The organism is Pseudomonas sp. 37 R 15, from assembly GCF_900004865.1.
GTDB classification, from domain to species: domain Bacteria; phylum Pseudomonadota; class Gammaproteobacteria; order Pseudomonadales; family Pseudomonadaceae; genus Aquipseudomonas; species Aquipseudomonas fluorescens_AM.
Map to the genome: position 1 here is coordinate 248,579 of NZ_CVTV01000056.1, position 9,097 is coordinate 257,675.

General features: G+C 62.9%; 5 protein-coding genes. All 5 read right to left on the reverse strand.

Annotated elements, in window-relative coordinates:
* Positions 1–120: 120 nt before the first annotated feature.
* The 5 genes from BFQ04_RS22080 to glgA are packed head-to-tail and all read right to left on the reverse strand — an operon-like array spanning position 121 to position 8,552.
* On the reverse strand, positions 121–378 hold the full coding sequence (locus BFQ04_RS22080) for a DUF2934 domain-containing protein (protein WP_065952612.1): 258 nt from the start codon (positions 376–378) through the stop codon (positions 121–123).
* Between the two features lie 21 nt (positions 379–399).
* Complete coding sequence (locus BFQ04_RS22085) at positions 400–3,150, reverse strand: malto-oligosyltrehalose synthase (protein WP_065952613.1); 2,751 nt, start codon at positions 3,148–3,150, stop codon at positions 400–402.
* Positions 3,147–5,231 (reverse strand): 4-alpha-glucanotransferase, encoded by a 2,085-nt coding sequence (malQ, locus tag BFQ04_RS22090; RefSeq protein WP_065952614.1) that lies wholly within the window; start codon positions 5,229–5,231, stop codon positions 3,147–3,149. The genes BFQ04_RS22085 and malQ overlap by 4 nt, the downstream gene beginning before the upstream one ends.
* Positions 5,228–6,976 carry a malto-oligosyltrehalose trehalohydrolase gene (treZ, locus tag BFQ04_RS22095; RefSeq protein ID WP_065952615.1) on the reverse strand — a complete coding sequence of 583 codons (1,749 nt, stop codon included), beginning with the start codon at positions 6,974–6,976 and terminating at the stop codon, positions 5,228–5,230. The genes malQ and treZ overlap by 4 nt, the downstream gene beginning before the upstream one ends.
* Positions 6,977–6,995: 19 nt before the next feature.
* Entirely contained in the window at positions 6,996–8,552 is a 1,557-nt protein-coding gene (gene glgA / locus BFQ04_RS22100) for a glycogen synthase GlgA (protein WP_065952616.1), read from the reverse strand.
* Positions 8,553–9,097: the final 545 nt, after the last annotated feature.

Genomic DNA, 9,097 nt, shown 5'->3' on the forward strand with positions numbered 1-9,097 from the left:
CCTGCAAGGATTCTTTTTTCGGGCCGAACGCGGCCGTACTGACAGTTATTCAGCGTATGACGTAGACAGTTGAGGGCCCCCTGACGGCAATGCGGTCAGGAGGCGCGGCGATCGATGAGCTTAGGGCTTGGGTTTCTTCGGTGCCGCGGGCTTCTTCGGCGCAGGTTTGGCAGCGGCGGGCGCCGGCTTGGCTTTGGCCGCAGGCTTGGGCGCGGTCTTGGGCTTGGCGGCCGGCTTGGGCTTGCTTGGCGTCAATGCCTCGGCTTCGGCCAGCTTGCGTGCCATTTCCCAGTGACGCGCATCTTCACCGTGGGGCTTGCCTTCGGACTCCCAGATCTGGTGTGCCAGTTCGCGGATGCGTTTGTCTTCATTACTCATCACACACTCCTCAGAAAATGTTCAGCTTTCTTGAATATCGGCATTGATAAAGACATTGACCGGGAAATCCCCCAGGGCAGCGCTGATCAACAGCTCCTTGTCTGGTGTGACTGCGCTTGTCTGAAAAAGTCCCTTCCAGTTTTGAGTTGTGGCGGCGAACGGTAATTTCACCCGCGTATCGCCCCAAACCTGGGCAGGAATCAGGGGCAGCAGCGCATTTTCGAGCAGGCGCCGGGGCCAGCGAGGCACCACCACCAACACGTGTTTGCCGTGAAGTTCGCGGCAGAACGCAACGACATGATCGGCCAGTGGGCCAACCACCTCCAGAGCGGTGTAGGCGCCGTCGCTGAACAGCTCGACGTTAGCCTTGCGCAAGGCGAGTACTTGCCCGATCACCGCCTGCTTGATACGCCCGTCGCGCCAGCTGGACAGCAGTTCACCGATGTCCGCCGGGTTTTCCAGGGCACGTTGCCGCGCCTGGAAGTCCACCGGGCGCCGGTTGTCCGGGTCGACCAGGCTGAAGTCCCAGTACTCATCGCCCTGGTACACGTCCGGCACACCCGGCACGCTCAGATGAAGCAAGGTCTGCGCCAGCCCGTTCAAGGCGCCGGCGGGAGCGATGGCCTGGGCTGCGCCGGCAAGAGCGTCGCGCAACGGCTTGCCGGTTTCACTGAGCAATACACGCTGCACAAAGGTCTCGACGCCGCGCTCGTATGCCTCGTTCGGCGCGCTCCAGCTGCTTTGCAGCTTGGCTTCGCGCAGCGCTTTCTGTTGCCACTGCCAGAGGCGTTGCTGATAGGCCTCAAGGTCAGGGTTCGGCTCCAGCGGCCAACTGCCGAGCAGCACTTGATAAAGGATCAACTCGTCGCCCGCCGAGGGGCTGTCTGGCGTCTCGCGCAACGGCGCGGCCAGGCTGCGCCAGTGTTCGACCTGCTCGGCGTACCAGGGCGCGCACTCGCTCAGTACCGCCAGACGCGCACGGGTGTCTTCGCCACGTTTATGGTCGTGGGTGGCGGTGGCCAGCAAGTTATGGGGGAAGCTCTTCAGACGCTGCTGATTCACTGCATGAAAATCGGCCAACGGCGCGCTGAACTGCTCGGTGCTGAAGCCTACGTCGTTACGCGACAGCAACACCGCCGAACGATAGAACGCCGTGTCTTCCACGGCCTTGGCTGCGGCAGGTGAGGTCAGTTGCTGGAAGCGCACGCAGGCATGCTTGAGCATCTTGCGCGCACGGCCCAGCGGGCGATTGCGCCACGGTTGCCCACCCAGCCATTGTTCCAGGTGATCGAGTACCGGCCAGTCGCCCTCGTTCAGGGTGCTGCGCGCGCCCTCCATGGCCTGCTGGAAGATCTTGTCGTCAGCCGCGCTGCGCCCGCGAGCGCTGATGTAGGTGCGGTACACCGGAAAATGCACGATCAGTTCCTGTAACGCGCGGCGGATCGCGCCCAGGGTCAGGTCGCGGGTCATTACGTCGTCACGGGCCACTTGCAACAGCGCCTGGGCCACACTCTCGAAATCGCCGCCCAATGAACCGTTGAGGATTTGCTGGCGGGCCAGCCGCGCCTCTTCGATAAACGCCGACGGCCGTTCGCTGTGGCGCGACCATAACTCGGCGAGAGGCGCGAAACCGTCCGGGTGATGCTGCAGCAATGACAGCTGGTTCATGAATTCGTAGCCGGTAGTGCCGTCCACTTGCCAGTCTTCGCGCAGGGTCTCGCCTTCACCGAGGATTTTTTCCACGAAGATCGGCAAATGCCGCTGCGGCGACAGCGCATCCACCCGGCGCCGCAGCTTGCGGCAGTAACCACGCGGGTCGGCCAGCCCGTCGATATGGTCGATGCGCAGGCCATCGATCAGGCCTGCGCTGATCAACTCGAAAATTTTCCCGTGCGTGGCCTCGAACACCGCCGTGCGCTCGACGCGCAGGCCACCCAGTTCGTTGACGTCGAAGAAGCGCCGCCAGTTGATGTCGTCCGCCGCCGTGCGCCAACTGGCGAGGCGGTAGCTCTGTTCTTCCAGCAACTGATGCAGGCGGGCGAAGCCCTCAGGCGTGCGCCCGTCGAACGCGGCGAGGCGCTGTTCGATGGCGGGCAATACCTCGCCGGCTCGCTCGGCCAGTGCCTGTTTCAGCCAGCCGGCTTCGGCGTAGGCATCGTCCTGATACGCCAGGGCGGCGAAGCGCTCGGCCAGCGGCTTGAGCGGTTCGTCGTTGCCCAGGATCAGTGCGTAGTCCCGTGGACAGATCGGGAAACGATGTTCGTAGTGCTCAACGTAAAAGGCGCCGTGCGCCGCCTCGAACTTCAGCACCAGGCTGCCGCTCTGTAACGCTTCGCCGTAATCGTTGCCCAGGAACGGCATCAGCAGTTGGCCCTTGAGCAGCGGGTCGGGTGAGTGCCATTGAATGTCGAAGAATTCGCTGTAGGGGCTCAAGCGTCCCCATTCCAGCAGGTCCAGCCACCAGGGGTTGTCGGCGCCGCCCACGGCCATATGGTTGGAGACGATGTCGAGGATCAGGCCCATGTCGTGTTCGCGCAACGCGGCAACCAAGCGCTGCAACGCCGCTTCACCACCCAGTTCCGGGTTGACACAGGTGGGGTCGACCACGTCATAGCCATGCATCGAACCGGCCCGCGCCTTGAGCAGGGGCGAGGCATACAGGTGACTGATGCCCAGTCGGGCGAAATACGGCACCAACGGCACCGCATCATCCAGGGTGAAGCCTTTATGAAATTGCAGACGCTGAGTGGCGCGCAGGGGCAGTGCTTTCATCGGTCACGCTCATAGGCTTGGTTGCGCGCGACGGCCAGCAGCTCGAGGCGGCGCGCGGCGCCGGCATTGTCGAGCAGGCTGGACGCTTCACCGGGCAGGCGGCGGCGCCAGTTGGGGTGGGTGTCGGTGGTGCCGGGCAGGTTGGGTTGTTCTTCCATGCCCAGGGCATCCTCCAGGGGCAGCAGCACCAGCGGCGCACGGGTGTGGCCGAGGTAGCGCACGCTGGCATCGATCATGTGGTCGGTGTCGTTGCGGATCTCATCGACAAAGTTCTGCGGGTCCTGGCTCAAGGCCTGGCGCAATGCCTGGCGTTCGCGCAGACGGTGTTCGCTCCATTGATCCACGGTCGGCGCGTCGATCAGGCCCAGTTCGATATTCCATTCGATGTCACGGCTGTGCCACCAGCCGTTGAGCGTCGGCAAGTCGTGAGTGCTGGTGGTGGCCAGGGCGTTGTCGGGCCAGTCGAGGATCGGCCTGAACTGGCCTTCATGGTTTTGCTCGAACAGCAATACACGCATGCCCAGAATTGCCCGGCTGCTGAGTTTTTCACGCAGGCCGTCGGGTACGGTGCCGAGGTCCTCACCGAGGACAATGGCCTGGTGACGATGGGATTCGAGGGCCAACAGCCGCAGCATGTCGTCCACCGGGTAATACAGGTAGGCGCCTTCGCGCGGTGAAGCCCCGTTGGGGATGACCCACAGGCGTTGCAGGCCCATCACATGGTCGATTCGCAGCCCGCCCGCGTGCGCGAAGTTAGCCCGCAGCATTTCAATAAAGGCACGGAAACCGTGGCGTTTGAGCCCCTCGGGGGAAAACGCGGAAATGCCCCAACCCTGGCCTGCACGGTTGAGAATGTCCGGTGGCGCGCCGACGGTGAGGTCGGCGAGCAATTCGTCCTGGCGACTCCATGCCTGGCTGCCACCGCCGTCCGCACCCACCGCCAGGTCGGCGATCAGGCCGATACCCATGCCGCTGCCACGCGCGGCCTGTTGTGCGCGCTGCAAACTGCGGGCGATCAACCACTGGGTGAAAGCGAAATAGCCGATTTCATCACGGTGCTCCTCGGCAAACTGCGCCAGCGCCGGGCTCTGCGGCGTACGCCAGTCTTGCGGCCAGTGACGCCAGTCGAGGTCTTCCCCGGCGGCGGCGCGCAATGCCTGCACCGCTTCGAAACGGCAGTGGTTTTCCAGGGCTTCGCCGCCAGCCTGACGGAAGCTCTGGAAATCGGCATGTTGCGGGTGGTGGCCGTGGCGGAAGTCGTCATACAGGGCGCGCAGCAGGCGCTGCTTGGCTTTGGCGGCGGCGGGCCAGTCGATCAGCGTGAGCTGTTCAAGGTCGTGCAGTTCATCGGCCAGGCCTGTGGCCTCGATGGCATTGCGCACTTCACGTTCACCCAGGATGCACCCGGGCGAGGCATACAAGCTGTTGAGAAACAGCCGGCTGGAAGGCGAGTAGGGGCTGTAGCGCTCGGCATCGGCGCTGAACATCGCATGCATCGGGCTGATCGCCACGGCGTCGGCCCCGCGTTCGGCGGCCGAACGGGCCAGGTGCTCCAGGGCCAGGGTGTCGCCGAACCCCCCGTCGCCGAGGCGGCGCAGCGAGTAGAGCTGGGCGCTGATGCCCCAGGCGCGGGCGGGGTCATTTTGCACCGCTTCGGCCACGCTGTAGCACTGGGCGGGGGCGACGGCGAGGGTGAACGTCTGGCCGTCGATATGCGCCTGATGGTAGCCAAGGGCGATCACGCCGGGCAGCACGGCATCACCATCCAGACGCAGTTCCAGGCTTTCGCCATCTTCCAACTGCACGCGGCACGGCGTGTCCGGGGCAAAGAAACGCGCCAGGTCCAGGCCTTCGCCGCTGTCGACGGTGATCAGCGGGGGCAGATGCTTATCCTGCTGTACGTGTTCCAACGACTGCAGGCTGGCCTCGATTTCGGCCTCGGTATCGGCCGGGTGACCCAGCCCCTTGAGCACGGCGCGCAGGGCGTCGGGTTTCACATGTTGTGGGCGACCATTGGCATCGATCCAATCGACGGCCAGGCCCGCGCGGCTGGCGAGTATTTCCAGGTTCGCTTCACTCAAGACTGTTCTCCAGCAGGGAATAGGGACACGCGTGCGCTGAAGGGCGGCAACTGCGCCGCCGCAGGGTCGGCAGGCGTTTGAAAAATCACGTGGGGCGAAGCCGGCTGATCGACGGGCTCGGTGCTCAGGTTCAGATCGATTTGCAACACGCTGCCATTGCCCAGGCGCCAGCGCGCGCTAACGGCACTGTCAGCCAGCACCTGCGCGCCGAGGGCCGCGCTGCCAGGCAGATGAGGCACTACGTATTGATGGCGCAGGCTCAATAAATGTCGATAGAGCTGGGCATGCTCGTTTTCCACCAGGGTTGGCCTGGATTGCAGGAAGGTCGTCAAGGCGTTGGGATCGGGGATGCGTTCGCGCTGCTCGGGGTCATGAAACGCGGCGAAATCGGCAAACTCGTTGCGTCGACCTTCACGTACAGCCTCTGCCAGTTCCCCGTGATGGTCGGTGAAGAACAGGAAAGACTCGCCAGCATTGACCTCATCGCCCATGAACATCAGCGGGATCATCGGCGACAACAGCAACAGCGCGGTCGCCGCCTTCAACGCCTGGGGCGGGCACAGCAGGTGCAGGCGTTCGCCCAGGGCCCGATTGCCGATCTGGTCGTGGTTCTGTAAAAACGCCACGAACGCGGTAGGAGGCAATTCGCCGCTCGGTTCGCCGCGTGCATGGCCGTGGCGGGTGGTCTGGCCCTGATAGATAAAGCCTTCACCCAGGCAGCGCGCCAATTTGGCCGTGGGCTGCTCGGCGAAGTCGCTGTAGTAGGCGTCGGTTTCGCCGGTGAGCAGCACGTGCAGCACGTTGTGGAAGTCATCGTTCCATTGTGCGTCGAAATCATGTTGGAGCAGGCCGGCCTGGTTCAGCTCGTTTTCCAGCATCAGCCATACGTGGCGCCCGGTGTCGACTTGCTGGCGTACTTGCTGCGCCAGCTCCTGGAGGAAGCCGGGGTTGTCGATGGCGTGCACTGCGTCCAGCCGCAGGCCGTCGAAGCGGTATTCCAGCAGCCACATCAGGGCGTTATCGAGGAAGAAATCCCGCACTTCGCGGCGTTCGAAATCAATCCCCGCGCCCCAGGGGGTGTGCACGTCTTCCTGGAAAAAGCCCTTGGCGTACTGGCCCAGGTAGTTGCCATCGGGACCGAAGTGGTTGTAGACCACGTCAAGGATCACCGCCAGGCCGTGCTCGTGGGCGCTGTCGATCAGGTGCTTGAGTTGTTCGGGGGAGCCGTAGGTTGCTTGCGGGGCGTAGGGCAGTACACCGTCGTAGCCCCAGTTGCGCTCACCGGGGAACTGCGCGAGCGGCATCAATTCGATGGCGGTCACGCCCAGCTCGGCCAGGCGCGGCAGGTGCTTCTCGACTTCGGCGTAACCGCCCATCGCGCCGACGTGCAGTTCGTAGATCACCGCCTCATGCCAGGGGCGCCCTTGCCAGTGGGTGTGCCGCCATTGATAGGCGAGCGGGTCGACCACGCGGCTCCAACCGTGCACATCCAGGGCCTGGGCCCTGGATGCGGGGTCGGGAACTTCGCGTTCCCCGTCGATATTGAAGCGATAGAGCGTCCCGGCGGGGCAGGCTATTTCGACTTCAAACCAGCCATCTGCCTGGGGCAGCATGGCGATGGATTTTCCTTCTTGCAATTCAACGCTGACATAAAACGCGTCTGGCGCCCACAAGGCGAAACGCGTGTGTTGCGCGTCCAGCATCAGTGCGCCGTGGGGCCAGGTTTCCAAAGTCCGTAACGGCATCTATGAAGACCTCTCTTGATTATTTAGTCGATTTCCCCAGTGCTTTAACCACCAGTTGTTCGTACAGCTCGGCGTAGGGTTCCACCGCCTGCGACCAGTTGAACGGTTGGGTCATGGCGCGGCTGCGCATGGCGTTGAGCAGGCCGGGGAAGGAGAACACTTTGAACGCGCGCTCCAGGGCGGCTTTGTAGCTGTCGACGGTGGATTCGTTGAACAGAAAACCGGTTACGCCGTCTTCAATGGTGTCGGCCAGGCCACCGGTGTTGCGCGCCACCGGCAACGAGCCGAAACGCTGCGCATACATCTGGCTCAGGCCGCAGGGCTCATAACGCGAAGGCATCAACAGGAAGTCGCTGCCGGCGAACATGCGGCGGGCGTCGGTTTCGTTGAAGCCGATGCGCACGCCGACCTGGCCCGGGAAGCGCAGCGCCAGTTCACGCATGGCGTGTTCCTCTTCCGGCTCGCCGCGCCCGATGATCGCGATCTGGCCACCGTTTTCGACAATGAAGCTGGCGACTGCCTCGGTCAGGTCCAGGCCTTTCTGGTAGACCAGTCGCGAAACCACGGCAAACAAAGGGCCGGTGGAATCGTGCAGGCCGAACAGTTCGCGCACGTGGGCGGCGTTGATGGCCTTGCCTTCCCAGTCACCGATATTGAAGTTGTGGGTCAGGTGGGTGTCGGTGGAGGTTTCCCAGCTTTCGTCGATCCCGTTGGGAATGCCGCTGAGCAGGCCCTGCTGGGTCTTGCTGGCGAGGAAGCCGTCCAGGCCGCAGCCGAATTCCGGCGTGGTGATTTCCTGGGCATAGGTGGCGCTGACCGTGGTGATATGGCTGGAATAAGCCATGCCGGCCTTGAGAAACGACATCTTGCCGTAGAACTCCATGCCTTCCTGTTGCAGCGCATGGGGCGGAATGCCCAGTTCCGGGGTGCAACCCAGGCTTACCACGCCCTGGTAGGCGAGGTTATGAATAGTGAACAGGGTCGGGGTGCGTGAACCACGCCAGTGCATATACGCCGGGGCCAGGCCAGCGGGCCAGTCGTGGGCGTGCACCAGGTCCGGGCACCAGTGGATCTGTGCCAGGTTGGCGGCCATGTCGGCGGCGGCCAGGCCCAGACGGGCGAAGCGGATGTGATTGTCCGGCCAGTCGCGGCCATTGTTGGCACCGTAGGGTGTACCTTCGCGCTCGTACAGCTCGGGACAGATCAGCACATAGATGACCAGGCCGTCCTTGAGGTCCATGCGCCCGATCTTGCACGGCGGCAGCGCAGCGTGGCCACCCAGTTCGCCAATGATGTGAATCGGGTTGTCGCTTTCCATCACTTGCGGGTAACCGGGAATCAGCACACGCACATCGTGCAAGTGAGCCATGGCACGGGGCAGGGCCGCCGACACATCGCCCAGGCCGCCGGTTTTCACCAGGTCGGCAAACTCGGACGTGACAAACAGCACCTTCTTTCGGTTGGGGTTATGACTGGACACCGGCCGCACCGTGTTGAGGTCGACGACCAAAGGGGTCGACCCGCCAACTGGCTGACTAACACGCTCTCCCTGAATACTTGCTGCGGCACTGATCATAATTCTCTCCAACGTGTTGGTTAGCTAGTGGCCCGCTGCCATTAGCTCGATGACCGCTTCCTGCGGCCAAGCGCACAAGCGCACGACAATCTGGCAAGGCGTATGCCAGTTGCTCGGATAACTAAAAAGATTGGATGGACGGGCATGTAGCGTGAATCGCGGAGTGCTCGCCTTGCCTTAAAACTTGACCAGGGGCCGAGTTGAAAAGTTTAGTTTTTTTGCGGGGTTTTTGTTTTGGAAGGGACCCATCGGTCGTGAGTCTAGGCCAGATCCCGGAGCCTGTCGGGTTTAAAGGCATTTTTGTAGGACAAAAAACGTTTAACCTTATGCCGGCGGACGCCCAGATCCAAATGTGGGAGGGGGCTTGCCCCCGATAGCGGTGGATCAGTCACAAGAGTATTGACTGGCACACTCTGTAGCGCCCAACCGTAACCACGATGCGAAGCGAGTCGCTCTTGATCTTGATCTTGATCTGCTTTTGATCTTAGGCGCCCCGTTAAACCACGCTGGCCGAACGCAGGCTTGAATTCGTGGGTAACCCGGCA